The sequence below is a fragment of the Brevundimonas sp. genome (assembly GCF_029945885.1).
Lineage (GTDB): Bacteria > Pseudomonadota > Alphaproteobacteria > Caulobacterales > Caulobacteraceae > Brevundimonas.
Genome location: NZ_JAQSDK010000035.1, coordinates 71,376 through 95,199, shown reverse-complemented (window position 1 = coordinate 95,199; position 23,824 = coordinate 71,376). Strand labels below are relative to the sequence as shown.

Below are 23,824 nucleotides of genomic sequence, written 5' to 3'. Positions count from 1 at the left end.
GCCCGCCCTTCGGGGCGGGCCTGACGGGTCTGCAATCAGGGCTGCGCCTCAAAAGGGCGTGGCCCTTTTTCATGCCCGGTGTCCGGGTCAGTCCCGGTGCGGGCGTGCTGAATAGTCGAGCTGTCGCCACGGCGGAGTCGCCACACGCCGGTCCGGCGTCCCGACTTCCGCCGCACCGTCGATCCCGGGAGACGGCAGAGCATAGCCTGTCTCGCCGGCATAGGGGGCCGCGTACCCGTAACCCATGCCGTAGCCATAGGCAGGCGCATAGCCGTTGCCGTAGCCATAGACGGGATAGCCGTTCTCGACCTGCCGATAGCTGAGGTTCAGCCGCCCGGTGTCGCCCAGGGGCAAAGAGACGGCGACGCCATAGTCGCGATAACCGCCGGTCCCGATGCCGACGCTGACCTGGCTGTGCATCTGGCGGTCATCGACCGGCCGGGAGGTGATCCCGTTCGCAAACGGCAGGGTCTCGGGCGAGCGGTCGTCGACCCAGCGCGCGATCTGCTGGTCGGTTGTCAGGCCATGCGGGGCCGAAGCCTGGGCCGCGGCGGCGGGCGATGCGGCCTCGGGCATGTCCGTGGCGTCCAGCTGGACCGCCGTGGCCGGGGCGGTCGCCACGACGCCGTCGGGGTCACCGCCTGCGAGCAGGGCGACGGCGGTGAGAAGGCTGACCGTCAACATAGGCGATACTCCCGGATACGAGGACCATCCTAGCCCCGATTGCGGCCAAGGTCAGGCGATACCGTCGCCGCGTCCCAGCGGATCCGGCAGGGGCTCGCCTGTGGCGACGAAGGTCAGGGCCACCGAGTTGATACAATAGCGATCCCCCGTCGGCGGCGGTCCGTCCGGAAACACATGGCCCTGGTGACTGTCGCAGCGGGCACAGCGAGTCTCGGTCCGGACCATGCCATAGGCTGTGTCCTGCACCGCCCGGACATGGCCGGGGTCGGCCGGTTCAGCGAAACTGGGCCAGCCGGTGCCGCTCTCGAACTTGCTGCCGGTCCGGAACAGCGGCAGGCCGCATTCCCGACAACAGAACAGCCCGGCCCGCTTCTCGCCCAGCAGGGTGCCGCAGAACGGGGCCTCGGTGCCGTGAGCCAGCAGGACCCGCTTCTCCTCGGGCGACAGATCGGCCTCCAGGCGGGCACGCTCAGCCCCGTCGGGCGGCGTCAGGTCGAAACCGGAGGCAGAACGGGACGAAGCGGTGGCAGTGGGGGTCTGGGTCATGGCCCACATATGGGAAGGGCCGGACAGGGCTTCCACCCCATCCGGCCCGACTTTCCGTTTCCCACCGCGCTCAAGCAGCGCGAAGCGCGATAGCGCGACAGAGAGAGCGCTCAAGCAGCGCGAAGCGCGTTAGCGCCCTAGAACAACGTCCCGACCCAGGTCCGCACGGCAGCCTCGTCCGTCGGATTGCCGGTGAAGGTCAGGCCCGTCGCCGGGGTGAAGGGCTGGTGGCTGGGGCGCTGACGCGAGGTCCAGGCCTTGTGGCCATAGCTCAGGTCCGAATAGTTCGACGGCAGCCGCGCATTGGTCCGCTCGATGAAGATCGAGTCAGTGGCCGTTGTCGCCCCGACCAGCCGCACGTTCGGCAGGCGGGTCAGCAGGTCCAGCGTGTCCAGGCAGCCGCCCGAGCAACCGCTGTCGACCAGAACCACGACCTGGCCCTGGACCGGGTTTGCAGCCCCCGTATCCTGAACAGCCGAACGGCCGGCCAGGGTGAACAGCGGCTGGTCCGCCTCAAGCGCGGCATCGAAGGCCGCGATGATGGCCCGCGTTTCCTCGATCACCGGGCCGCTTTCCTGGACGAAGCGCGGATCGGCTTCCATCCGGGCCAGGGTCTCGACGAACCACTGACGGTTGCCGGCGGTGGCGCGATAGGTGATCTCTCCGGCCGCCGGCTGGCGGCTGACGGTGAATTCGGGGGTCCAGATGCGGTTGGCCAGGCCATAGCCGCGGGTGGTTGAACGATACGACTGGCCCGAGGCTCCACGCAGATCCAGCACGAAGCCCTGGGGGCCGCGCAGCGAGGCGATGTCGCCCTCGATCTGGGCATTGAACGCATCCCAGCCGGCGCTGTCGGCGAAGGAATGGACATGGACCCACGGACGGCCGTTGACCTGTTCAACCGCCAGCGGCGTGGCACCCGGCATATAGACCGTGGCGCGGTAGGCCGTCTCGATGGTGGCGGCGTCCAGCGGCTGGGGCAGCAGGCGGTATTCGCGCGGACGGCGGTTACCGACCTTGAAATTGCACAGGGCCGGTACGCCGCCGGTCCAGAGGTTGTTGCGGTTCCACAGCAGATAGGGGGCGCTACGCACGCGTCCGGCCTCGGTGGTCAGGTCGCCTTCCCACCGGTCCAGACGCTCCTGGGCGATCTGCTCGGCGGTGTTGCCCAGGCAGTCGACCAGCACGGCTCCGACCGGCGGCAGATTGCGCACGCCCGGCTGCACATAGGTCACCTCATAGGCACCGTTGCGCCAGCCGGTAGCGAATCCGGGCCAGCCGGTCACGAAATAGGGGCCCATGCCCTCAAAGGTCGGGGTGATTTCAATATTGGAGTCGCGGAAGCCGGCCGCATAATAGCGCATCAGATAGGCGTGGCTGTCGCCGCTGTTGACCTGTCCGGCCTTGGCCACGGCATCAGCGAGCCCGGCGTCCAGCCAGCTACGGAAATCCTCACTGGCGGCACCCGGCAGCACGGCGGCGGGGTGATTGTCGCGCAGGGCGTCATGGGCGGCGGCCAGGTCCTGGCGAGCCAGGGCACGGAAGTCCTGGGCCGAGGCGGCACCGGCGCAGACAGCGAGCGCTAGACCGGCGGTCGAGGCGGTGAGTAGGCGTTGCATCAATCTGGACTCCAGGAACCGTCACGGGAAGGTAGGGGAGTTAAAGCCGATCCGGGACCGGGTTGCCAACCCCGAACCCTGAAGAGGCGAACACCCCACCCTTGTTTACTCCCAAGTGATCGCGGCCTAATCGGGGCGGTCGCTTCACGCACAGATCACATTCAGTTCAGGACGCGCTTCGGGCATACGCATGTTTTCAAAGATATTGATCGCCAATCGCGGCGAGATCGCCGTCCGCATTATCAAGACCGCCAAACGCATGGGCATCCGCACCGTGCAGGTCTATTCCGAGGCGGACGCGGGCTCCCTGGCGGTCGAAATGGCCGACGAGGCCATCCTGATCGGCCCCGCGCCGGCGGCCCAGTCCTATCTTCTGGAAGACAGGATCGTCGAGGCCGTGCGCCGGTCCGGTGCCGAGGCCGTCCACCCGGGCTTCGGCTTCCTGTCCGAAAACCCGGTCTTTGCCCGGCGACTCGAAGCCGAGAACATCACCTTCATCGGCCCCAATCCCCATGCCATCGAGGCCATGGGCGACAAGATCACCTCCAAGAAATTCGCCGCCGAGGCCGGGGTCTCCACCGTGCCGGGCCATATGGGACTGATCGAAACCACCGAACACGCCGTCCAGATCGCCAATGAGATCGGCTATCCGGTGATGATCAAGGCCTCGGCCGGCGGCGGCGGCAAGGGTATCCGCGTCGCCCATTCCGATGATGACATGGCCGAGGGCTTCGCTGCGGTGAAGGCCGAGGCCCTGAACGCCTTCGGCGACGACCGGGTCTTCCTCGAGAAATTCATCGTCAATCCGCGCCATATCGAGATCCAGGTGCTGGGCGACAAACATGGCAACATCGTCCACCTGTTCGAGCGTGAGTGCTCGATCCAGCGTCGCAACCAGAAGGTCATCGAGGAGGCCCCCTCCCCCCTGCTCGACGCGGCGACCCGTCGCGCGATGGGCGAACAGGCGATCGCCCTGGCCCGGGCCGTCAACTACGACTCGGCCGGCACGGTCGAATTCGTCGCCGGCCAGGACAAATCCTTCTTCTTCCTCGAGATGAACACCCGTCTCCAGGTCGAGCATCCGGTCACCGAACTGATCACCGGCGTCGACCTGGTGGAACAGATGATCCGCTCGGCCGCCGGCGAAAAACTGGCCTTCGGTCAGGATGACCTGAAGATCAACGGCTGGGCTATCGAGAGCCGCATCTATGCCGAAGACCCCTACCGCGGCTTCCTGCCGTCGATCGGCCGGCTGATCCGTTACGAACAGCCGGAGGAAGGCCCGCAGGACGGGCCCGGCGGCCCCTATGTGGTGCGCAACGATTCCGGCGTCCGCGAGGGCGACGAGATCTCGATGTTCTATGATCCGATGATCGCCAAGCTGTGTGCCTGGGCCCCGACCCGGGCCGGGGCCGTGGCCGGCATGTCGCGGGCGCTGGAGGACACCTATCTGGCCGGCGTCGGCCACAATGTTCCCTTCCTTGCCGCGGTGATGGACCAGGACCGGTTCCGCTCGGGTGAGCTGTCGACCGCCTATATCAACGACGAATTCCCCGACGGCTTCCACGGCGTTCCCGCCGGTCCGCTGCAGCGGGACATCCTGGTCGCCACCGGCATGGCCCTGCACGAGATCGTCTCGGACCAGTCCGGCGACCCGTCAGACCGTATCGACTGGATCGTCCAGCTGGACCGCGAGCCCGTTCCCGTCAGCCTCGGCTATGATGATGACGAGGCCCTGATCCTTGAGGTCGAGGATGGCGAGCGCCTGCTGCGCCTCAGCGAAATCGACTGGCGTCCGGGACTGGCCCAGTTCCGCGCCGTGCTCGACGACCAGCCCTTTACCGCCGAGATCAAACGTGTCGCCGACGGCTGGGACATCCGCACCCGCGCCACCAGGGCCCGCGTCCGGGTGATGACCCCGCGCATCGCCGACCTCTATGCCCGCCTGCCGGAAAAGGTCGCCGCCGACACCTCGAAACTGGTGCTGTCACCGATGCCCGGACTGGTCGTCTCCATTGCCGTCGTCCCCGGCCAGGAGGTCAAGACCGGCGAGACCGTGGCCATCATCGAGGCCATGAAGATGCAGAACATCCTCAAGGCCGAGCACGACGGCGTGGTCAAATCTGTCGGGGCCAGGGCCGGCGATCCTGTTGCGGCGGACGATGTGCTGGTGGAGTTCGAATAACCGTCTGAGCCGGCAAATCCGGAACTGCCTGGGCCGCGAGGTCGTTGGGTCTCTGATCGATTGAGTAGTCGATGGTCCCCAGTGAGTCCCGAATGAACAGGCTTCTCCCCCTTGCCACCGCGCTCGTCCTGACCCTGGGTCTGCCCCAGGTCGCCACCGCCCAGAACAACGGCCATGGCAATGGCAATGGCGGTCACGACAAGGGCGACCGCGGCTCCGAACGCGGCCATCAGGACCGCAGCGATCGCGGCGATGACCGTAACGAACGTCAGGCCGAGCGCCGTGATGACAACCGGAACATCCGCGTCGAGGCGCGCCGTGAGGACCGCCAGGATCGCAAGAATGATCGTGACCGCAACGAGCGCCGCACGGAGCGCCGTGACGACCGCCGGGCCGTGATTTCCAATGAGGACGGACGGCCCGTCGTCCTGCTGCGCCACGAGCGCAATCGTGGCCTGATCAACGGCTGCCCTCCCGGGCTGGCCCGCAAGGACAATGGCTGCCTGCCGCCGGGCCAGGCCCGCCGGATGACCACCCGGGCCCGCTTCGACTCGCTGTGGAATCCGCACAACGACGATTTCACCTACCGCTATGAGGACGGCTATCTGTATCGCCGGAACAATCAGGGATCGCTGCTGGGCTATATGCCAGTGCTGGGTGGTGCCCTGTCCCGCGGCAATCCGTGGCCGGCCCAGTACGACTACCAGCCCGTGCCCAGCTACCTGGCCGGCTACTACGGTCTGAACGACCGCAACGACTATCGTTATGCCGACGGTACCGTCTACTCCATGGATCCCAAGACCCAGGCCATCACCCAGGTCGTTGCCCTGCTGACAGGCCAGAGCCCCACCGTCGGCCAGCCGATGCCGGCCGGCTATGACGCGTACAATGTGCCCTATGCGTACCGGGGCCAGTACGCGGACACAGCCGCCAGCCAGTACCGCTACAACGACGGTTACGTCTATCAGGTCGACCCCAAGACCCGCCTGATCCAGGCCGCAATCCAGCTTCTCACCTGATCCCGCGACCGGAGACGTCAACAATGAAACGCCATATGCGCTGGGCGCTAGCCCCCCTTGCGGTCCTGACCCTGGCCGCCTGCGGAGGCGACGACGGCAAGTCCGACGGTGCCACCGAACCCTCGTCGCAGACCCTGGCCGCCACACTCAAGGGCGACGAGGCCTTCGGCACCCTCGAGCAGGTGCTGACCAATGCCGGCCTGACTGAAGTGCTCGAGGGCACGGGTCCCTATACGGTGTTCGCGCCCTCTGACGCCGCCTTTACGTCGACCGGCAGCGACTCCGACTTCACCACCGAGGCGATGCGCGCCCCGGCGGCGGCCCTGCTGCGGGCCCATATCGTGCCCGGAGCCCTGACCCGGGCCGATATCGGTGCCGCCATCGACTCCGATGGCACCGGTACTGTCCAGATGCGCACCATGGCCGACACCCTGCTGAGCTTCACGCGCGATGGCGACACCATCGTCGTCACGGCCCCGGACGGAGCCAGCGCTCACCTGACCGGCAGTGAAGAGTTGGCCAAGAACGGTGTGATCCAGCCGATCGACGCCCTGCTGATCAAGCCCGACCCGGCGGCCTGATCCCGCCCGGCGGTGGATCGGAACCGGACGCGCCCCGCATCCGCCGATCCACTGCCGGGCATCCTGACGCTCTGCCCCCTTTCCGTCCCGCCCCGGCCGGGGCATGACTGCCGGATGTCCGCCTCCTGCCCGACCCGCCCCCGCTCGTCCGACTCCCCCCCTCCGGCGGAGCGCGGGGACCCTGTCGGCTTCCACAACGTTCGGCTGACCGAGTCCCAGGCCCATGACGCCCTGACCTCGGCGGCTGATCGCATTGCCCCGCCGCGGATGCCGTGGGCGCGCGACCCGATCAATATCCTGGCCGTGTCGGGCGGGGCCGCCGGCGGGGCCTTCGGGGCCGGACTACTGGTCGGCTTGACCCGGGTCGGGCGGCGGCCCGCCTTCGCCGTGGTCACCGGCATCAGCACCGGCGCGCTGATAGCCCCCTTCGCCTTCCTCGGCCCCGACTGGGACGAACGACTGACCCGCGCCTTCACCGGCGGCCTGGCCCAGCGCCGACTGGGCCTGTTGGGGCTGATCCCCGGCCGCCGCGCCGGCCTGTATCCGGTCGCGGCCCTGGACGGGTTGATCGAACCCTTCATCGACGCCGCTGTGCTGAAGGCCGTGGCCGCTGCCCATGACGAGGGACGCCGGCTGTTCGTCGGCACCACCGACCTCGATCGCCAGCAGGCCAGTATCTGGGACCTGGGGGCCATCGCCACCCAGGGCCAGACCGAGGGCAAGGGCGAGGCCGCCCTGGCGCTGTTTCGAACGGTGCTGGCCGCTTCGGCCAGCCTGCCGGGTCTGTTCCCGCCCCGGCTGATCGCCTGCGAGAGCGGCGGTGAAATCTACCACGAAATGCATGTCGACGGCGGGGTGGCCACACCCCTGTTCGTCCTCCCGGACGCGCTGCTGCGCTGGAAACAGGTCGGGCGGCGGCTGCGCGGCGGCCGCGTCCATATCATCGTCAACATGGTGCTGGCCCCGGGATCGCTGTCGACCCCGGACAATGCCGCCTCGGTGGCGATCCGAAGCTTCGACACCATGCTGCGGTTTTCCTACCGTCAGGCCATCAGCGCCGCCGCGGCCTTCTGCGCCGGGGCCGGCCTGCCGCTGGACGTGGCCTCGGTACCGGCGTCGTCCGAAGTGGGCAACGGGCTCAGCTTCGACACCACCGCCATGCGGGCCACCTTCGACGCCGCGGTCGAAAGCGCGGCGGATCCTGACGTCTGGATTGCCGCCACCACGCCGCCCCAGGGTCTGGCTGAGTATCTATCCTGGCCCTTCGGCTCGGATGACGGGGATGCCGCCGACAGCGACAAGCGCGACTGAGACCCGGGAAGCGGGGACGCTCCGGCCGTCAGCCCGCCGCACGTGCCGGAATGGCCGCGGCGGCCAGGGCCGCGTCGATACCTTCGAGCAGCAGGGCGGCGGTGATCGGCTTGGGCAGGTGCATGTCGGCCCCGGCCGCCAGCGAGTCCTGCTGGTGCCGGGTCATGGCATTGGCGCTCAGCATGATCAGCGGGGTGCGCGGTACCCCGGGACCGGCCTGTTCCAGTGCCCGGATGGCTCGCGTCGCCGCCAGTCCGTCCATCACCGGCATCTGCATGTCCATCAGCACCACATCGAACGTCTCGCGTTCAAAGGCGGCAACAGCCTCGGCCCCGTTGCCGACGGTAACCAGGGCGGAGACCCGGCCGGCGAGGATCAGCTGCACCACGCGCTGGTTGACCGGATGGTCCTCAGCCAGCAGCACGCGTGGTCCATCAGACGTAACCGGCAGCGACTCTGCCGCCTCGGGCATGGCCTGAACCTCGACCTTGCGGGCGTCGTAGTCTTCCAGCGAGCGAATGCGCGACATCGGCACGGTCACGCGGAACAGACTGCCCTTGCCGGGCTCTGACCGGGCCTCGATATCGCCGCCCATCAACTCGACCAGCGAACGGCAGATCGACAGCCCCAGTCCGGTACCGCCAAAGCGCCGGGTAATGGTCCCGTCGGCCTGGCTGAAGCGCTGGAACATGCTGGCCGCGAATTCGGGACCGAAGCCGACGCCGGAATCCTCGACCTCCAGCGTCAGCAGCGCCGTCCCGGCCCACGGATGGTCGTCCTGGATGCCCACTCCGACGCGAACCCGGCCGGTCTCGGTGAATTTAACGGCATTGGACAACAGGTTGCACAGGATCTGCTTGATCCGGGTGCTGTCGCCAAGGAAGTCACCACGGGCCGTTTCACCGCGTTCGACCACGAACTCCAGCCCCTTGGCCTCGGCCCGTCCCCGCACCAGATCGACAATCATGTCGAGCTCGGTGACCAGGTCCATCTCGTGGATTTCGATATCCAGCTGGCCGGCCTCGACCTTGGAGACGTCCAGAATGTCCGAAACCAGCCGTTCCAGCGTGACGCCCGACTGTTCGATCAGCCCGACCATTTCGCGCTGGCCCTCGGTCAGGCCGGTGCGCTCCAGCGCGGCGGCAATACCGATAATCCCGTTCAGCGGCGTGCGGATCTCGTGGCTCATATTGGCCAGGAATTCGCTCTTGGCCAGGCTGGCCGCCTCGGCCGCCTCCCGCGCTGCGGCCATCTCGTCCTCGACCGCCTGTCGGGCCGTGACATCGCGGGCCACAGCAAAGACCCGCTGTCCGGAGCGACGGGCCCGCCACTCAAGCCGGCGATAGCTGCCGTCGGCGTGACGATAACGATTAACGAAGTCGATGACCGCGCCATCCGGCTCCTGCTCGTCGAGCCGGGCCATATGGGCTGCGGTCGTCTCGACATCCGCCGGATGGATGAGCGGGAGTAGCGGCCGCCCCTCCAGCTGGTGCAGCGGGTAGCCCAGCACCGCTTCCCAGGCCTGGTTCAGCTTGACGAAATGGCCTGACAGGTCGCGAATACACAACATATCCAGCGACACGTCGAAGAAGGTGGCAATATCCAGCGACAGTTCGGCCGCAGCGTCCGGTCCGGCCGAATTCTGGTCTTGTGTCGACCTTTCGGCGACGAAATCGGTCGACGGCGTCCTGTGGATCAAGGGAACTTCTCCGGCGAGGTCAGGCTGCAGACACGTCACTCTGCAGCGGTGACGGTTAACCCCACCCTTCCGGCCTCGGATTTTTGCGTATTTGTCCCCATACGGTTCAGATCGGTGGACGCTCCGGAACCAGCATACCGAACACCTGCCGCGCTGACGCCTTCAGGGCCGCATCCGCCTCGTCCATCGTGGCCAGGACGCCGAGGTCGACCAGGCTGGTCACGCCGTGCTCCGCAATTCCGCAGGGCACGATGCCGCTGAAATGGGCCAGATCGGGTTCCACATTCAGGCTGACGCCATGGAAGCTGACCCATTTGCGCACCTTGACCCCGATGGCGGCGATCTTGTCCTCACGGCTCCAGCCGGGACCACCGCGTCCGACCCAGACCCCGACACGACCCTCGCGGACCCCGGCCTCGACCCCGAAAACGGCAAGCCCCCCGATCAGCCATTGTTCCAGGCCCCGCACAAAGGCGCGCACGTCGCGTCCCCGCCGGTTCAGGTCCAGCATCACATAGGCCACCCGCTGGCCGGGCCCATGATAGGTGAACTGGCCGCCCCGCCCGGTGCGGTGCACCGGAAACCGGCCGGCATCCAGCAGGTCGGCGTCCTTGCTGGACACTCCGGCCGTATAGAGCGGCGGATGCTCCAGCAGCCAGATCAGCTCCCCGGCCTCGCCGGCCGCAATCGCCGCAACCCGCGCCTCCATCGCCTGGACCGCCGCCGGATAATCGACCTGTCCATCAGAGACCGCCCAGCCGATCACCGCCCCGTCGGAACGAATCAGGGGGGAAGCCTCGGGATTTAACGTGTGGGAAAGCATGAGCCTTCAATGTGGGTCCTGAGGGCCCCATGCAAGATGAACCGTCCGCGCAGACCCCAGTATCAGAGTGCGTTGTGAGTCAGATCGAAGCCGTCGATGTCGAGATTTCCGTCGTTCTGGGCCGGTCGGTCCTGCCGATGAGCCAGCTGCTGCGCATGGGGCGCGGGGCCGTCATCCCGCTCGACGCCTCCGAGCACGATGAGGTCTGGATCCTCGCCAACAACCATCCGGTCGCCCGCGGCGAGATCGAAATCCGCGAGGATCGCATCGCCATCACAGTGACCCGCACCGCCGACGTCTATGATTTCATGGCCGGTGCCGCCTGATCGCCGGACAGCGTTCAAAAGCCACGCCTAGCCCAGCCTGAACCCATCCGCAGCCCGGAAACCCGGGGGCAGGCCAACCAGGTGGATTGTCCTCTTCCCTTTCGCTGATCTCTCCGCTATTGCCCCCGCTCCGATGCGAGCGGTCGTGGCGGAATTGGTAGACGCGCAGCGTTGAGGTCGCTGTGGGGCAACCCGTGGAAGTTCGAGTCTTCTCGACCGCACCATCTGGCTAAACAGGACGAGTCACCGGCTAGATCAGGCTGTACCAATCAGGGAGGCAGACACGTGAAAAACACGGACTCCGCCACCCTGAGCCGGATCAAGGGCAGTGACACCCTCGTCGAGGACCATTCGGCCCTCGACGAGGACTACGTCCTGACGGCCTCCTTCGTCGAAAAGGTCGTCGACGCCGCTGATGACGGCGACGGCCAGCGACTGCGCTCCCTCCTTGAAGACCTCCACCCGGCCGACGTGGCCGACCTGATGGGGTTCCTGACGTCCGAGCATCGCGGCGTTGTGGTGCTGTGGCTGCCGCCTGAGCTGCTGGCCGAGACCCTGCCCGAGCTGGATGACGGCATCCGCGAGGAGGTACTGGAACGCGTTCCCCACCTGATCCTGGCCGAGGCGCTGCAGGAGCTCGATTCCGACGATGCGGCCGCGGTGGTCGAGGACCTCGAGGACGACCAGCGCGAACGCGTGCTGGCCGCCATGCCCGAGACGGATCGCGCCGCGATCGAATCCTCGCTCGGTTATGCCGAGGACTCCGCCGGCCGCCTGATGCAGCGCGAGGTGATGGCCGCGCCCCAGTTCTGGACCGTCGGCGACACCATCGACCACGTTCGCGGCCAGACCGACGACCTGCCCGAGTTGTTCTTCGACATCTATGTCGTCGATCCGTTGAACCGTCCCATCGGTGGTGTTCCGATCAGCTGGCTGCTGCGCGCCCGGCGTGATGTGAAGCTGTCTGACCTGATGGAGCCGATCAACGAGATCGCGGTCGGGACCGACCAGGAAGAAGTCGCCTACATCTTCGAGAAATATCACCTGATCTCGGCCCCGGTCATCGACGACGGCGGCCGGCTGGTCGGCCAGATCACCGTCGATGACATCGTCAACATCATCCAGGAGGAGAACCGCGAGGATATCCTGCGCCTGGCCGGCGTCAGTGACGAGGGGCGCGACGGCAGCGTTATGGACATCGTCCGCTCGCGCATTCCCTGGCTGATCATCAACCTGGGCACCGCCGTGGTGGCCTCATCGGTCATCGGCCTGTTCCAGCGCCAGATCGAGACCCTGGTGGCCCTGGCCGTGCTGATGCCGATCGTTGCCTCCATCGGCGGCAATGCCGGGACCCAGGCCCTGACCGTCGCGGTGCGCGCCCTGGCCGCCCGCGAACTGACCGCCGCCAATGCCCTGCGGATCGTTCGCCGCGAGGTCATGGTCGGCCTGACCAACGGCGTGACCCTGGCGGTCCTGATGGCCGGGATCGCCGCCATCTGGTTCGGCAAGCCGATGCTGTCCCTCGTGATCGGCCTGTCCGTCCTCATCAATCTGTTCGCCGCCTCCCTGGCCGGCACCCTGATCCCCCTGGCGCTCGACAAGCTCGATCGCGACCCGGCCGTTTCGTCCCCGGTTTTCGTCAGCTGGATTACCGATACTGTGGGCTTTTTCGTCTTCCTCGGCCTCGCGGCCCTGGTCCTGATCTAGGACGACAGATGCGCGGCCCGCCGCTTGCTGGTTCCCTGATCGGGCGACCGCGCCCGTCTCGATTTGGGTCAGTCAGTTGTCCGAAGTGACCACGAAACACATGAAAGTCTCCCGTGAGGGCGTCATCCTCATCAAGAGTTTTGTCGGCTTCCGCTCAAAAGCGGTTCCCGGCGAGGATGGCCGTTGGGTCATCGGCTACGGCCACACGGCTTCCGCCCGCGAAGGGCTGACCGTGGCCGAGGCTGATGCCGAACTGCTGCTGCAATATGACCTGATGCCGGTGGTCAAGGGGATCAACCAGGGGGTCACCCGACCGGTCAACCAGCATCAGTTCGACGCCCTCGCCAGCTTTGCCCTGTCCATCGGCGTAGAGCGCTTCCTCGGCTCCGACGTGCTGCAGCGCGTGAACGACGGCCTGCTGATCCAGGCCGCCGACGCCCTGATCGGCTGGCCCGCTCCGGTGCCGCTGGATGCGGCCACCCGGCGCCGGGTCGCTGAACGGGCCCTGTTCAACGCCGACCCTGACCGGCCGGTGCATCTCGCTGATCTGCTGACCGCGCCGCTGGCTCCGGTGGTCGAGCCGCAGGATACTGACGTGCCCCCCGTCGCCGCTACGGCGGCCCGGGCCGCCGCCGTGGCCACCCTCCTGGGCGAGCCTGCGGTCGAGACGGACGAACCGGCACCGGACGCCACGCCCGGGATTGCTGCGCCGGAGATCGACACGGGCGCGGCACCGTCCGCCTCCACGGACGCCGCCAGCCAGCCCGCCGAACCGGCTGTCGAGCCGAAGGGCGATCCCGCGGCCGACGCCCCCTCGACCCTGTCAGTCGCCCCTCCGGTAACCGGCGCGATGCAGTTCCAGCGCTATTCCCCCTATTCGGCGGGAATCGTCGGACCCCTGCCCGGACTGACGACGGTCCCGGCGACTCCGCCGGTCCCCACCCTGCCAGCCGAGACCACCGCACCGGTCCTCCAGGCCGCAGCCGTGGCCATGAGCATCAAGATGGCTGTGGTCGTCCAAGCGGATGGGCTGACGGACACAGGTCCCGTCGTGGAACCGGCACCTGAGCCGTCCGTGGCTGCCGCTCCCGTGACCGGGACGGCAGCGCCGGACATCGTCGAGCCGACCGCCGCCGCCGCCGTCACCGTGACCCTCACCGACGATACGGTCGTCCAGCCCTTTGCTGCCCCCGCCCCTGTCGCCGCGCCTTTCGGGGGGCCTCCGCTGGTGTTGACGGCCTTGGACACCGACACCGCGCCCGTCGAGGATCGCCCGGTCTGGCCCGCGGCCCAGCGTCCGGACGCCGCCGAAACCCAGGAACCGCTGTTCGTGGAGGAGCCGGCCCTGGCCGTCCTGCGCCATGAGGTCGAATCGGACACGCCGGCCCGGTTCGAGAAAAGCCAGACGGGGGCCTTCCTGATCATGGGCGGCGTCGGTTTGCTGGCGAGCGCCTTTTCGGCCGCAGCCTTCCGTCTCGCCCTGGAGGAACCGTCCCCGATGGGTGAGACGACGGTCGTCGCCTGGACCCTGGCGGTGATCGGTGGCGTCTGTGTCGTGGTTTCCTCGCTGAACCTCTATATGCGCTGGGGCCGTGCCCGGAAGGACTGAACCGGTCCCCGTTTGGGTTTTGCACCGGCTTCGTCCCGGTGCTACGCCCGCGCCATGAGCATTCCCAACGCCCCCCAATCGATGGAATTCGGCCTCGGCGAGACCGCCGACGCCATCCGCGACACCACGGCCCGCTGGGCCGCAGACCGGCTGGCCCCGATGGCCGCCGAGGTTGATGAGACCAACACCTTCCCCCGCCACCTGTGGCCCGAGATGGGCGAGCTGGGTCTGCACGGCATAACCGTCGAGGAAGAGTTCGGCGGCCTCGGCCTCGGCTATCTGGAACACGTGGTGGCGATGGAAGAGGTGTCGCGCGCCTCGGCCTCGGTTGGCCTCAGCTACGGGGCCCACTCCAACCTGTGCGTCAACCAGATCCGCCGCTGGGGCACCGAGGCCCAGAAGCGCAAATATCTGCCGAAACTGATTTCCGGCGAACACGTCGGATCCCTGGCCATGTCCGAGGCCGGATCGGGCTCCGACGTCATGTCGATGCGCACCCAGGCGGTAAGGACCGGCGACCGCTATGTGCTGAACGGCACCAAATTCTGGATCACCAACGCCCCCTCGGCCGACACGCTCGTCGTCTATGCCAAGACCGACCCGGAAGCCGGATCACGGGGCTGCACGGCCTTCCTGATCGAACGCGGCATGAAGGGATTCAGCGTCTCCAAGAAGCTGGACAAGATGGGTATGCGCGGCTCCGACACCGCTGAACTGGTGTTCGAGGACTGCGAGGTCCCGGAAGAGAATGTCATGGGACCGGTCGGCGGCGGGGCCGGTGTGCTGATGAGCGGCCTCGACTATGAGCGGGCCGTGCTGTCCGCCGGTCCGCTGGGCATCATGCAGGCGGCGCTGGACGTGGTCCTGCCCTATGTCCGCGAGCGCAAACAGTTCGGCAAGCCGATCGGCTCGTTCCAGCTGATGCAGGCCAAGGTCGCCGACATGTACGTCGCCCTCAACTCGGCCCGGGCCTATGTCTATGCCGTCGCGCGCGCCTGCGACCAGGGCAAGACCACCCGCTACGACGCGGCGGGCGCGATCCTGCTGGCGTCTGAGAATGCCGTGAAGGTATCGCTGGAGGCCGTCCAGGCCCTCGGCGGGGCCGGTTACACCAAGGAATGGCCGGTCGAGCGGTTGGTCCGTGACGCCAAATTGTATGACATCGGAGCCGGCACCAACGAGATCCGCCGCTTCCTGATCGGGCGCGAACTCCTGGGAGGCTGAGGAACCAGCCTCCCGTTCACCGGTTCCTTTTTATGAAAGGAGCCGACCCATGCCCGCCCGATCCGCTGCCCAGCAGAAAGCCGCCGGAGCCGCCCTGTCGGCCAAACGCGGTGACACGCCTGAATCCGGACTCCGGGGCGCGTCCCGGGAGATGTTCGCCTCCATGACCGAACAGCAGCTGGAAGATTTGGCGCAGACCCCGCGCCGGGGTCTTCCGGACCACGCCGATCGCGATTGATCGGGTCTTTCGGGTCGATTCCTCGGACCGGCCGGTGGCGTCGGAGGCTCCCCCCCCCTACCTGTGGCATCGGCCATTCCCGCCAGGATCCTTCGCTTGACCATGACGCCCCTCACGATCCAGCCCTCCGACGCCAAGCGCACGCTATCGGAAGTGATCGAGAGCCTGGGCTATGGCGACGATCCGAAGCTGAACCTGGCCGAGGTCGTCGAGGCCTTCGGCGAGCGGGCCTTCGGGGCCCTGATGCTGATGCTGGCGCTGATGGCCCTGCTTCCCTGGCCTCCGGGCGGCAAGGCGGTGTTCAGCGTACCGATCATGCTGCTGTCCCTGGAACTGGCTATTCAGCGTCAGACCGTCTGGCTTCCGCGCTGGCTGCTTCGTGTCTCCGTCAGCCGCGCGGCCTATCGCAAGGCCAGCGGCGGTCGGGTACTGGGGGCCATTCGCGCCATCGAGCGACTGACACGCCCGCGCCTGCCGATCCTGACCGGCGAAATGGCCGATGTGATTACGGGTGTCATCTGCTTCGTCCTGGCCCTGATGCTGGCCCTGCCCGTACCCCTGGGCGATATGCTGCCGGCCCTGACGATCGCGATCTTCGGCCTGGCCATCACCCAGCGCGATGGCCTGGCCGTGCTGATCGGCGGCGTCGGTACGGTGATGTGCGGCGTCTATGTCGTGCTGGTCTGGACGACGGTGGTTGCCGTCATCACCGGCCTGCTGAACTGGTTCAACCACCTGATTTGACACGCGCAAACGGAAGCGCCGGAGAGGTTTCCCCCTCCGGCGCTTGTTTGGACCTGAACGTTACTTGAACAGCGACAGAATCAGCTGCGGCGACTGATTGGCGATGCCCAGGGCCTGAACTCCGAGTTGCTGCTTCGTCTGCAACGCCTGGAGCTTGGCACTTTCCTTCGCCAGATCGGCGTCGACCAGGTTACCTACCCCCGCTTCCAGAGCATCCGTCAGCTTGCCGACGAAGGTCATATGGGTCGTGAGCGCTTTCGAGGAGGTGCCGAGACGCGCGAGCGCGCCCGAAACAGCATCGATGGAATCGTTCACGGCGGTGAGGGAGGCCGTGGCGGCCGACAGGGTGTCGATCGCCTGGGTGGTCGAAACGGAGACGTTGGTCGATCCCAGCGCCATGACCTCGGCGGCCACGGTCAGGGTGGATGTACCGCTCACATTGGCCAGAGCCCCGAACCCGGCCGCGCCGGTATCCAGCAGGTTGACCCCATTGAATTCGGCGTTTTGGGTTACACTGGTGATCTGGTCGCGAAGGGCCTTGAAATCCTCGTTCAACGCGGACCGTGCCGCAGTCTTCAGCGACGAATCGGTCGCTGCCAGAGCCTTCTCCTTCATCTGCAGCAAGAGGTCGGAGACCGTCTCGCCCGCCGCCAGCGCCACATCGACCGCGGCAACGCCACGATCGAGCGACTGTTTCACCGCGCCCAGCGCGCCGATGTCGGCCCGTTGACCCTGGGCGATTGCCCAGATGGCCCCGTTATCCTTGGCGCTGGAGACCTTTTTGCCGGTGTTGATCCGGCTCTGGGTGATTTCCAGCTGGGCGTTCGTCGCGTTCAGGTTCTGGAGCGCAATCATTGCGCCCACGTTGGTGTTCACCGAAGTCATCGGCGGATCCTTCCGTTCTGGAGGTGGGGAACGGCCTTCTGGCCGGCGAACCGGTTCTGGTTCGGGAAGGTCCAACGCAAGAAAGGGGCCGACGCATGCGGCATCGACCCCTCTTTTAATTCAACAGGTTATGGAGCAGCACCGCCCCACCCGGCAAGTCCGACCCGGTCGTGACGGCCCTGTTTGCCTAGTCGTTCAAACCGGTCAGGCGGCCGCCTGATCGGCCCCCGCCAGCCCCTGCATGACCATGCGATTGATGTCGATCAGCGTCTGGAAATCATCATCCCCCCGCATGATCAGCGACGAGTGACGACCCACGAACAGGCTGATGGAGATGATCTGCGCCCGCAACGGCTTGGCCATCGCATTGCCCGGATCACTGCAGTCGGTGGCCAGAGTCGACCAGAGACGCCGGTTCCAGTCCAGCGCGTCGATCCGCGTCTTGATGTCAGAGGCGTCAACCGTCGCCGCGTGCATCAGGGCACGCGTCACCTGGCCGAACAGCCGGTACTCCATCGCCCGGGGGGACTCAGCCCTCGTCGAGGCTGTCTTGTACGCCTGAAGGGACATTGCCCAGCCTTTGCTCTTCGTATTCAACCAGTTTTCGGGCCGACATCAGGGCCTTGTAATATTCCCGGGCGAGGACGTGCCGCGACGCCGCGATACAGTCCGACATGATTTCCGGGTTTTGGGTGGCGCTCATGAATTCCGAGAGCCGCTGGGCGAACTCGTCGAAGAATTTCGGGGCCGAGATTTCGTCCAGGTACATCATCATGACCGGGAAATAGATGCGTCTGGCCGGCGTGGTGACCTCGCTGGACTGCATGATGTCCTTCTCGCGAAGGACGCTTGCCTTGTTCTGCAGGATCAGCACGCCCCGCCGGTCGCCGTTCTGGACGACAGCCCCGTTGAGCACGAACTTCTCGCCGGGCTTGAGCGACAGCTTGAGCGGCATTTCCGGGAAATCTCCAACTGGCCCGCAGAATGACGCTAGGGGCACGGACAACAACAGACGCTAAACATCCGTGGTTAACCATCCCTTGTGACGCCGCCAAAGAAATGCGGAACGGCACGGGTCGGCCGGGCGTTGCTTTCCTGAACAGGAGGCGGCGATGACAGGCCCGGTGACCGAACCCGACGCTCAGGATCAGTCCGAGATCTTTGACGAAACCCATATCGATGACGAGGGTGACGGTGACCTGCTTCTCGATGAGGCAGGCCCTGTGCTCGACGTGACCCGGGCCGCTGGCGACAGCGGCTATGACGACCGGCCGTCAGGGGCGGAACGCGGCGACCGCGAGCGTCGCCTCGCCTCGGAGGCCTTCGAGGCCGAGGCCGACGTGCTGCTGGGCCAGACCGGACGGCCGCGCGGGGACGATGAGGACGACGAACCCGTCGCGCCCGGCGAAATCGAACTGGTCTACACCGGGCTGATGCGCGACGTCCGCGGGGCCCAGGCCAGCGCCGCCCACTGGGAGGCCAGACGCCTCTCGGACGACGATATCGCCGATCTCGGCTACGGCCCCGATGCGGTCGATACCGATCCCGATCTTTCAAGGAACCCGTCATGACCCGCAAACCCGATCACAGCGAATCCGATGTCGACGCCCCGTCCAGCCGCCCGGCCCCGAGTCAGACCGGCAAACCCGACCAGTTGCGTGAGAAGGAACGCCGTGCGGAAAACCGCCAGGAGGCCCTGATCGACGAGGCGGTGGAGGAGACCTTTCCCGCCAGCGATTCGCCGACCCCGAAACACATCACCTGACCTCGCGGCTCAAACTGATCGTTGTTAACCCGGGGGTGGATCGGCTAGGCCTCTCAGCAGATTGAGCGGAGTATCCGATGAAGCGGCCCACCGAGCGGTTCGAAGGCACGTCGAACTATATCGCCACCGATGACCTGAAGATCGCGGTCAACGCCGCTGTCGCCCTTGAGCGGCCGCTGCTGATCAAGGGCGAGCCTGGGACCGGCAAGACCGTTCTGGCCTACGAAATGGCCGCCGCCCTGAACGCACCCCTGATCACCTGGCACATCAAGTCGACGACCAAGGCCCACAATGGCCTCTACGAATATGATGCCGTGTCCCGGCTGCGTGACAGCCAGCTGGGTGACGAGCGGGTCCACGACGTCCGCAACTATCTGAAGCCGGGCAAGCTGTGGGAGGCCTTCACCAGCCCGGTCCGCCCCGTGCTGTTGATCGACGAGATCGACAAGGCTGACATCGAATTCCCCAACGACCTGCTCCAGGAGCTCGATCGCATGGAATTCTTCGTCCACGAGACCGGCGAGACCATCCGCGCCGGGATCCGCCCGGTCGTGGTCATCACCTCGAACAACGAGAAGGAACTGCCGGACGCCTTCCTGCGGCGCTGCTTCTTCCACTTCATCCGCTTCCCCGACGACCAGACGATGAAGGCCATCGTCGATGTCCATTTCCCGGGCATCAAGCCGCGACTGGTGTCGGAGGCGCTGAAGACCTTTTACGAAATCCGCGACACGCCGGGCCTGAAGAAGAAGCCCTCGACCTCCGAGCTGCTGGACTGGCTCAAACTGCTGCTCGTCGACGATGTCGATCCCGCGACCCTGCGCGAGACATCCCCCAACAAACTGATCCCGCCGCTGCACGGTGCCCTGCTGAAGAACGAACAGGACGTCCATCTGTTCGAACGGCTGGCCTTCCTCAACCGCCGCGAGGGAGCCCGTCCGGGAAGCTGATCCGGCCCGGTGTCGCCCGGGAAATTACCGCGATTTCACTGGATTGCCGCCGGAAAGAGACCACGATGGCGATATGAACAGGAACCGGCGACAATGAGACGTCCCCTCTTCGTCATGATCTGCGCCCTGTCCGCCCTGACGGCGGCCTGCGACGGTGAACGCACGATCCGGATTACCAGCACCCACACCGGCGACGACGGCCCGCGCGGGGTGCTCAAGATCGTCGACGCCCTGCAGTGCCCCCAGACCATCGGCACCCTGACCCGCAAGGGCTCGGCCCGCGCCGGTGGAACCGTCTGCACCTATACCGGGGCCAAGGGGGCCGAGGTCAGCCTGCATCTGGTCCGGCTGGACAATACGTCGATCGAGACGGTGTTGCAGGCTTTCGAGACCCGGTTGTCGCGGGAAATGCCACTGACCACCGCCCGACTGCGCGCGGCCGAGGCCAGTGCCGCGGCCGAGGCCGCCCACGCTGATGCCGATGCGGCCCGGGCCGACGCCGATGCCGCCCGCGCCGATGCCGCGGCGGCGGCCGATTCCGCCACGGTGCGTGTCCCGGGCGTCCATATCGAGACCCGCGGCGAGGACGCCGACGTCAGACTGCCGGGCATAAACATCGAATCCCACGGCGACCGGTCCAGCGTGCGCATCGGCGGTATCAACATCCAGTCCAATGACGGCACGGGCACGGTCAATATCCGCTCCGGCGAAGACCGGGTCAGCATCCAGTCCCATGCCGACAGCACCGAGGTGCGGACCAGCACCGGCGGGGATTCAACCCGGATCACCTGGATCCTCACCGACCCAGAGGCCTCGGAGGCCGGCTGGCGTCTGGTCGGCTTTGAGGCGCGTGGCCCCCAGGGCGGTCCGGTCGTGATCGCCACGATCCGGTCCCGGGACAAGGAACGGGGCCGGGTGTTCGCCGACGCCCGCGACCTGGTGACCCTGAACGTCGGACGATAGGACGAGTTTTCGTCACCTGGCCTTGATCAGACGGCGCGGATGGGTCACCTGACCCTGCCCAACCGAGCAGGATTCCCGACCTTGGCCGAGCGCCCCAGAGCCACCCCCTCCAGCAAGGCCCCCCGCGCCTGGCAACGGATGTTGTCCGGACGTCGCCTCGACCTGCTGGATCCGTCGCCCTTCGACATCGAGATCGAGGACATCGCCCACGGCCTGGCCCGGGTAGCGCGCTGGAACGGCCAGACCATCGGCGAGAACGCCTTCTCCGTGGCCCAGCACTCCTGTGTGGTTGAGGAAATTGCCGCCCACATCAGGCCCGGCCTGGAGCCGAAATGGCGGCTGGCCGCCCTGCTCCATGACGCCTCGGAATATGTGATCGGCGACATGATCTCGCCGTTCAAATCGGCCCTGGGCGTCAACTACAAGGCTTTCGAGGCCCGGCTGGAGAGCGCCATCCACGTCCGTTTCGGCCTGCCGCCGAAAAGCCCCGTCGCCATCAAGACCCTGATCAAGAAGGCCGACCGCGCCTGCGCCTTCTTCGAGGCCACCCAGCTGGCCGGGTTCGAGCGGGGCGAATCCCTGCGCCTGTTCGGCACGCCGCCGGCCGGTTATGACCTGATCATCGACCCCCTGCCCGCCTCGGTGGCCCAGGCCCGTTATCTCGACCGTTACCGCGTCCTGGCCGAGGCGGTCGGCATCCTGCCGGCTCCCGACGCCTGGCATACGGAGTAGGCGAATGCCGACCGGCGAACAGGGCGTGCGAATCAGCCTTTCCGCCGTCGTCATCGCCTTGCGCGACCGCCGGGCCTGCGTCCTGACCACCGAGGGCGAGGCCGGCACCGCCGCCCTGCCCTTCGGCCCGTTCGATCCGGTCCGCGACCGCACCTTCGAACTGGCCCTGCGCGCCTTCGTCACGGCCCAGACCGGCTTTCACCTCGGCTTCGTCGAACAGCTCTATACCTTCGGTGACGCCGGTCGCGATTCCCCCCGCGCCACCCCCGGCCCCGACGATCGCCGCGAAATCTCGATCGGCTATCTGGCCCTGACGGCGGACTCGACCGCCGCGCCCGCCGCCGACGCGCGCTGGACCCCGGCGCTGGACTTCTTCCCTTGGGAGGACCGCCGCCAGGGCGGCCCTGTCGCCGGCGATAGCCTGATCGCGGGCCTGCGGGCCTGGGCCGGTGACGACGCCCGCCGCCTCGCCCGCAGTGAGAGCCTGTTCGCCCTGACCCCGGCCCACCGCTGGAATGAGGGGCGGGTGCTGGAACGCTATGAACTTCTCTATGAGGCCGGGCTGGTGGCCGAGGCGGCTCGCGATCAGGAGCGGCCGGTCCCGGCGACGGCTCCGGGCCGGGCCATGGTCTCCGACCACCGTCGGATCCTCGCCACCGGTCTCGGCCGGCTGCGCAGCAAGCTCAAATACCGTCCGGTCCTGTTCGACCTGATGCCCCCGGCCTTCACCCTGTCCGGGCTCCAGGCCGCCGCCGAGGCGGTCGCCGGCCTGACCCTGCACAAGCAGAATTTCCGCCGCGGTGTCGAACGCACCGGCCTGGTCGAGGCCACCGGCCGACTGTCGACCGGCACCGGCGGCCGCCCGGCCGAATTGTTCCGTGTTTCCGGTGCCGAGGGCCAGGGCGGCGAGGCCATGGGCCTGCCGCTGCCCGCCCAGCGCTGAGCGCGGCGCTTTTCTTGCCCTGCCCGCTTGCGGCCCGGCTCCGCTGCCATTAGAGAAGCCCCTCGCTCGACCAAGCGACTTTCGACCTCGCGGAGAGGTGGCAGAGTGGTCGAATGTACCGCACTCGAAATGCGGCGTGCCCGAGAGGGTACCGTGGGTTCGAATCCCACCCTCTCCGCCACCGGCCCCGGTCACCGCTGAATATGCGGGCTGGATGGAGTCAACACCCATCATCACGCCCATCTAAGCCGAAGTCTCTGTCTTCGAGAATCTTAGGGGGGGGTGGGGGTCACGCTGGCCGAGTTGGCTGCCCGCGAAAAATTATTTCGGAGACAATGCTCCTCGCGGATGCGTCCGCAATGCAGATGCATGCGGCGGCCAATGATTTTTACCTAGCTTTCGTGGGTGAACGACTGGACCGACCGCGTATGGCCCGATGCCTGCAGTCTGCCGGTTGCCGACGGTGCGGCTTCTTGGCCTTCGCCGCTCTTGGCACCCGTCAGGCCCAGCGGGTCTCGATGGCGATGTGATCGCGAATAACAGATCGGACCACGATGCCGTCGTCCTGCAGGACGGCGTAGCGGTAGATCCCGGGCTGGACGACGATCCAGCCGTCGACGAGGCCCTCGCCGGTTGCCAGTCGGGTCATCAGCCGGCTTCCGACCTCTGGCCAGACCTCCCAGACCACACTCTCGAAATTATGCCTCAACTCGGCAGACATAGCGTTCAGGGGCACGCTGACCACGTCGGTTGGTTCGTCACGGAGCGGTTCGCCTAGCTCGAAGAAGGCGTGGGCCCTTGCGTTCTTCACGATGATCCTGTTGAGCCGGGCCGTCTCGGGCACCCATACGCTAGCCCCCGCGGCGTCGGTGCTGCGGGCCTGGTCAAGACGCGCCCTGAGGCCGGGATTGCTCTCGAGCAGGCGCGAGGCCGCCGCAATGACCTGCGCCTCGGGCTCTGTCGAACCGGTGAGCACACAGCTGAAGAAGCACACGAGATAGGCCTCGTCCTTCGAGAAGCCGTTATTGCAGGACGCGCAGACTGGCACCTGCGGGACGTGGTGCGGGAGCGGTCGATTGAGCAGCGACTTCGTCGGCGCGTGATCCCGGTTGGTCAAGGTGTCGTTCAGCACCGCCCCGCAGTGAATGCACCAAGCCTTGTGACGTTCGTCGCTAAAGTCTTCGATCCGCTCCACGGGATCTCCTCCCTGTTCTGTCGATCCCTCTGTCCGCCCGGACGGCCGCGCGGCCGGTCGGGTCGGCCCGGAAGGT

General features: G+C 66.8%; 25 protein-coding genes and 2 tRNA genes. 18 read left to right on the top strand and 9 right to left on the bottom strand.

What is annotated here, in order from left to right; translation table 11 throughout:
• Positions 1-87: 87 nt before the first annotated feature.
• The 3 genes from PSV00_RS12970 to PSV00_RS12960 all read right to left on the bottom strand — a co-directional run bounded on the left by PSV00_RS12970 (position 88) and on the right by PSV00_RS12960 (position 2,849).
• Complete coding sequence (locus PSV00_RS12970) at positions 88-684, bottom strand: hypothetical protein (RefSeq protein ID WP_300447913.1); 597 nt, start codon at positions 682-684, stop codon at positions 88-90.
• A gap of 51 nt (positions 685-735) precedes the next feature.
• The gene (gene msrB / locus PSV00_RS12965) at positions 736-1,230 is read right to left on the bottom strand and encodes a peptide-methionine (R)-S-oxide reductase MsrB (RefSeq protein ID WP_300447911.1); all 495 of its coding nucleotides are present in this window, start codon (positions 1,228-1,230) and stop codon (positions 736-738) included.
• A 137-nt stretch (positions 1,231-1,367) separates the two neighbouring features.
• Positions 1,368-2,849: a hypothetical protein gene (locus PSV00_RS12960; protein WP_300447909.1), complete on the bottom strand. Its 1,482-nt coding sequence runs from the start codon at positions 2,847-2,849 to the stop codon at positions 1,368-1,370.
• A gap of 190 nt (positions 2,850-3,039) precedes the next feature.
• On the opposite strand from PSV00_RS12960, the gene PSV00_RS12955 reads away from it, so the two are divergent.
• The 4 genes from PSV00_RS12955 to PSV00_RS12940 all read left to right on the top strand — a co-directional run bounded on the left by PSV00_RS12955 (position 3,040) and on the right by PSV00_RS12940 (position 7,945).
• Positions 3,040-5,034, top strand: coding sequence for an acetyl/propionyl/methylcrotonyl-CoA carboxylase subunit alpha (locus PSV00_RS12955; RefSeq protein WP_300447907.1), 1,995 nt, complete (start codon positions 3,040-3,042; stop codon positions 5,032-5,034).
• Between the two features lie 92 nt (positions 5,035-5,126).
• A complete protein-coding gene (locus PSV00_RS12950; RefSeq protein ID WP_300447905.1) occupies positions 5,127-6,053 on the top strand; it encodes a hypothetical protein in 927 nt (308 codons plus the stop codon).
• Between the two features lie 23 nt (positions 6,054-6,076).
• Complete coding sequence (locus tag PSV00_RS12945) at positions 6,077-6,634, top strand: fasciclin domain-containing protein (protein ID WP_300447903.1); 558 nt, start codon at positions 6,077-6,079, stop codon at positions 6,632-6,634.
• Positions 6,635-6,748: 114 nt separating this feature from the next.
• A complete protein-coding gene (locus PSV00_RS12940) occupies positions 6,749-7,945 on the top strand; it encodes a patatin-like phospholipase family protein (protein WP_300447901.1) in 1,197 nt (398 codons plus the stop codon).
• 28 nt (positions 7,946-7,973) lie between these two features.
• On the opposite strand, the gene PSV00_RS12935 is transcribed toward PSV00_RS12940, so the two are convergent.
• Both PSV00_RS12935 and lipB read right to left on the bottom strand, forming a co-directional pair.
• Positions 7,974-9,644: an ATP-binding protein gene (locus PSV00_RS12935; protein WP_300447899.1), complete on the bottom strand. Its 1,671-nt coding sequence runs from the start codon at positions 9,642-9,644 to the stop codon at positions 7,974-7,976.
• Positions 9,645-9,750: 106 nt separating this feature from the next.
• Positions 9,751-10,467, bottom strand: coding sequence for a lipoyl(octanoyl) transferase LipB (gene lipB, locus PSV00_RS12930; RefSeq protein WP_300447897.1), 717 nt, complete (start codon positions 10,465-10,467; stop codon positions 9,751-9,753).
• Between the two features lie 74 nt (positions 10,468-10,541).
• On the opposite strand from lipB, the gene PSV00_RS12925 reads away from it, so the two are divergent.
• The 7 genes from PSV00_RS12925 (at position 10,542) to PSV00_RS12895 (ending at position 16,315) form a co-directional block, all read left to right on the top strand.
• Positions 10,542-10,793 carry a FliM/FliN family flagellar motor switch protein gene (locus PSV00_RS12925; protein ID WP_300447895.1) on the top strand — a complete coding sequence of 84 codons (252 nt, stop codon included), beginning with the start codon at positions 10,542-10,544 and terminating at the stop codon, positions 10,791-10,793.
• 139 nt (positions 10,794-10,932) lie between these two features.
• Positions 10,933-11,017 (top strand) — tRNA-Leu (locus tag PSV00_RS12920).
• Positions 11,018-11,078: 61 nt separating this feature from the next.
• Positions 11,079-12,500: a magnesium transporter gene (gene mgtE / locus PSV00_RS12915; RefSeq protein ID WP_300447893.1), complete on the top strand. Its 1,422-nt coding sequence runs from the start codon at positions 11,079-11,081 to the stop codon at positions 12,498-12,500.
• A gap of 100 nt (positions 12,501-12,600) precedes the next feature.
• Positions 12,601-14,109 carry a lysozyme gene (locus tag PSV00_RS12910; RefSeq protein WP_300447891.1) on the top strand — a complete coding sequence of 503 codons (1,509 nt, stop codon included), beginning with the start codon at positions 12,601-12,603 and terminating at the stop codon, positions 14,107-14,109.
• Between the two features lie 54 nt (positions 14,110-14,163).
• Positions 14,164-15,333, top strand: coding sequence for an isovaleryl-CoA dehydrogenase (locus tag PSV00_RS12905; protein ID WP_300447889.1), 1,170 nt, complete (start codon positions 14,164-14,166; stop codon positions 15,331-15,333).
• Positions 15,334-15,382: 49 nt separating this feature from the next.
• Positions 15,383-15,571 carry a DUF3008 family protein gene (locus tag PSV00_RS12900; RefSeq protein WP_300447886.1) on the top strand — a complete coding sequence of 63 codons (189 nt, stop codon included), beginning with the start codon at positions 15,383-15,385 and terminating at the stop codon, positions 15,569-15,571.
• A gap of 102 nt (positions 15,572-15,673) precedes the next feature.
• The gene (locus tag PSV00_RS12895; protein ID WP_300447963.1) at positions 15,674-16,315 is read left to right on the top strand and encodes an exopolysaccharide biosynthesis protein; all 642 of its coding nucleotides are present in this window, start codon (positions 15,674-15,676) and stop codon (positions 16,313-16,315) included.
• 60 nt (positions 16,316-16,375) lie between these two features.
• Here PSV00_RS12895 and PSV00_RS12890 read toward each other — a convergent pair whose 3' ends face one another.
• The 3 genes from PSV00_RS12890 to flbT form a co-directional block, all read right to left on the bottom strand.
• Positions 16,376-17,200 (bottom strand): flagellin, encoded by an 825-nt coding sequence (locus PSV00_RS12890; RefSeq protein WP_300447884.1) that lies wholly within the window; start codon positions 17,198-17,200, stop codon positions 16,376-16,378.
• A 204-nt stretch (positions 17,201-17,404) separates the two neighbouring features.
• Positions 17,405-17,770, bottom strand: coding sequence for a flagellar biosynthesis regulator FlaF (gene flaF / locus PSV00_RS12885; RefSeq protein WP_300447883.1), 366 nt, complete (start codon positions 17,768-17,770; stop codon positions 17,405-17,407).
• Positions 17,730-18,155: a flagellar biosynthesis repressor FlbT gene (flbT, locus tag PSV00_RS12880; protein ID WP_300447881.1), complete on the bottom strand. Its 426-nt coding sequence runs from the start codon at positions 18,153-18,155 to the stop codon at positions 17,730-17,732. The genes flaF and flbT overlap by 41 nt, the downstream gene beginning before the upstream one ends.
• 169 nt (positions 18,156-18,324) lie before the next feature.
• Between flbT and PSV00_RS12875 the strand changes: the two genes are divergently transcribed.
• From PSV00_RS12875 to PSV00_RS12845, 7 genes are all read left to right on the top strand, one after another.
• A complete protein-coding gene (locus PSV00_RS12875) occupies positions 18,325-18,771 on the top strand; it encodes a hypothetical protein (RefSeq protein ID WP_300447879.1) in 447 nt (148 codons plus the stop codon).
• Complete coding sequence (locus PSV00_RS12870; protein ID WP_300447877.1) at positions 18,768-18,965, top strand: hypothetical protein; 198 nt, start codon at positions 18,768-18,770, stop codon at positions 18,963-18,965. Before PSV00_RS12875 ends, PSV00_RS12870 begins: the two co-directional genes overlap by 4 nt.
• 77 nt (positions 18,966-19,042) lie before the next feature.
• Positions 19,043-19,915 carry a MoxR family ATPase gene (locus tag PSV00_RS12865; protein WP_300447874.1) on the top strand — a complete coding sequence of 291 codons (873 nt, stop codon included), beginning with the start codon at positions 19,043-19,045 and terminating at the stop codon, positions 19,913-19,915.
• Positions 19,916-20,008: 93 nt separating this feature from the next.
• On the top strand, positions 20,009-20,878 hold the full coding sequence (locus tag PSV00_RS12860; protein ID WP_300447873.1) for a methyltransferase type 11: 870 nt from the start codon (positions 20,009-20,011) through the stop codon (positions 20,876-20,878).
• Between the two features lie 138 nt (positions 20,879-21,016).
• Positions 21,017-21,610, top strand: coding sequence for an HD family hydrolase (locus tag PSV00_RS12855; RefSeq protein ID WP_300447961.1), 594 nt, complete (start codon positions 21,017-21,019; stop codon positions 21,608-21,610).
• Between the two features lie 4 nt (positions 21,611-21,614).
• A complete protein-coding gene (locus PSV00_RS12850) occupies positions 21,615-22,553 on the top strand; it encodes an NAD regulator (protein ID WP_300447871.1) in 939 nt (312 codons plus the stop codon).
• Between the two features lie 91 nt (positions 22,554-22,644).
• Positions 22,645-22,734, top strand: a tRNA-Ser gene (locus tag PSV00_RS12845).
• A gap of 318 nt (positions 22,735-23,052) precedes the next feature.
• Here the strand turns inward: PSV00_RS12845 and PSV00_RS12840 are convergent.
• Positions 23,053-23,748 carry a hypothetical protein gene (locus PSV00_RS12840; protein WP_300447869.1) on the bottom strand — a complete coding sequence of 232 codons (696 nt, stop codon included), beginning with the start codon at positions 23,746-23,748 and terminating at the stop codon, positions 23,053-23,055.
• Between the last annotated feature and the right edge of the window lie 76 nt (positions 23,749-23,824).

Excerpts from the sequence above, each read along its gene's own strand:
- PSV00_RS12870 (WP_300447877.1), top strand. The coding sequence starts at position 18,768 with ATGACCCGCAAACCCGATCACAGCGAATCCGATGTCGACGCCCCGTCC.
- PSV00_RS12960 (WP_300447909.1), bottom strand. The coding sequence starts at position 2,849 with ATGCAACGCCTACTCACCGCCTCGACCGCCGGTCTAGCGCTCGCTGTC.
- flaF (WP_300447883.1), bottom strand. The coding sequence starts at position 17,770 with ATGTCCCTTCAGGCGTACAAGACAGCCTCGACGAGGGCTGAGTCCCCC.
- PSV00_RS12890 (WP_300447884.1), bottom strand. The coding sequence starts at position 17,200 with ATGACTTCGGTGAACACCAACGTGGGCGCAATGATTGCGCTCCAGAAC.
- lipB (WP_300447897.1), bottom strand. The coding sequence starts at position 10,467 with ATGCTTTCCCACACGTTAAATCCCGAGGCTTCCCCCCTGATTCGTTCC.
- PSV00_RS12910 (WP_300447891.1), top strand. The coding sequence starts at position 12,601 with ATGAAAGTCTCCCGTGAGGGCGTCATCCTCATCAAGAGTTTTGTCGGC.
- PSV00_RS12860 (WP_300447873.1), top strand. The coding sequence starts at position 20,009 with ATGAGACGTCCCCTCTTCGTCATGATCTGCGCCCTGTCCGCCCTGACG.
- PSV00_RS12940 (WP_300447901.1), top strand. The coding sequence starts at position 6,749 with ATGTCCGCCTCCTGCCCGACCCGCCCCCGCTCGTCCGACTCCCCCCCT.
- PSV00_RS12945 (WP_300447903.1), top strand. The coding sequence starts at position 6,077 with ATGAAACGCCATATGCGCTGGGCGCTAGCCCCCCTTGCGGTCCTGACC.
- PSV00_RS12905 (WP_300447889.1), top strand. The coding sequence starts at position 14,164 with ATGAGCATTCCCAACGCCCCCCAATCGATGGAATTCGGCCTCGGCGAG.
- PSV00_RS12850 (WP_300447871.1), top strand. The coding sequence starts at position 21,615 with ATGCCGACCGGCGAACAGGGCGTGCGAATCAGCCTTTCCGCCGTCGTC.
- PSV00_RS12970 (WP_300447913.1), bottom strand. The coding sequence starts at position 684 with ATGTTGACGGTCAGCCTTCTCACCGCCGTCGCCCTGCTCGCAGGCGGT.
- PSV00_RS12950 (WP_300447905.1), top strand. The coding sequence starts at position 5,127 with ATGAACAGGCTTCTCCCCCTTGCCACCGCGCTCGTCCTGACCCTGGGT.
- PSV00_RS12955 (WP_300447907.1), top strand. The coding sequence starts at position 3,040 with ATGTTTTCAAAGATATTGATCGCCAATCGCGGCGAGATCGCCGTCCGC.
- msrB (WP_300447911.1), bottom strand. The coding sequence starts at position 1,230 with ATGACCCAGACCCCCACTGCCACCGCTTCGTCCCGTTCTGCCTCCGGT.
- flbT (WP_300447881.1), bottom strand. The coding sequence starts at position 18,155 with ATGCCGCTCAAGCTGTCGCTCAAGCCCGGCGAGAAGTTCGTGCTCAAC.
- PSV00_RS12855 (WP_300447961.1), top strand. The coding sequence starts at position 21,017 with ATGTTGTCCGGACGTCGCCTCGACCTGCTGGATCCGTCGCCCTTCGAC.
- PSV00_RS12895 (WP_300447963.1), top strand. The coding sequence starts at position 15,674 with ATGACGCCCCTCACGATCCAGCCCTCCGACGCCAAGCGCACGCTATCG.
- PSV00_RS12900 (WP_300447886.1), top strand. The coding sequence starts at position 15,383 with ATGCCCGCCCGATCCGCTGCCCAGCAGAAAGCCGCCGGAGCCGCCCTG.
- PSV00_RS12865 (WP_300447874.1), top strand. The coding sequence starts at position 19,043 with ATGAAGCGGCCCACCGAGCGGTTCGAAGGCACGTCGAACTATATCGCC.